The organism is Vibrio sp. 2134-1 (genome assembly GCF_033339495.1).
On the sequence record NZ_JAWOUS010000434.1, the window covers coordinates 1 to 695 of the forward strand.

1 protein-coding gene is annotated in these 695 nt (G+C 44.7%); it reads right to left on the reverse strand.

Annotation, left to right across the window (positions count from 1 at the left end):
* The coding region (locus R7R78_RS26455) for an EAL domain-containing protein (protein WP_225474652.1) at positions 1 to 695 on the reverse strand (695 nt) is incomplete at both ends.

Here is a 695-nt window from a genome sequence, read left to right on the forward strand (position 1 = left end):
TGACTTGTCTATCGTTAATCATGTGTACCAATTCATCGACGTTGTGTGGGCGAGAATAGAAGTAGCCTTGAATATAATGGCAACCCATGTCGATAAGCTTATTTAACGCCCTGTCGTCTTCTACGCCTTCTGCAATTAAGTCGACATCCAACAGTTGAGCTAACTGGGCTATCAGATACACCACTTGCTCTGACGTTTTGTTCGAGAGCATATTACGCACAAATGTGGCGTCAATTTTGATGCTGTCGATAGGGTAATTGTGAATGTAATTTAAGCTCGAATAGCCGGTGCCGAAGTCATCCAGTGCGACTTTAAAACCAAGATAGCGAAGCGAGTTCAAAACCATCTGCTCGCGTCCACTTTGTGAAAGCAAAACAGTTTCAGTGAGCTCTATAACAAAGTCCGAAGCATCGTGACCGTATCGCTCAAGCAAGGTTGTTAGGTGGTTGATGTAGCGGTTTGAATCGACCAGTTCGTGTGCAGAGCAGTTGATGGATAGCTTCACGGTATAACCGAGGTGAGCCTCTAACTCTTGCTTCGCAATACATGCTAACTCTATGATTCGCTCACCTAATTCGATGATTAATCCCGATTGCTCAGCCGCTTCAATAAACTCCGCAGGGGAGATGTTGCCATACACACTGCTGTTCCAACGAGCGAGTATTTCAAAGTAATCCCAGCGATCATTGTTTACA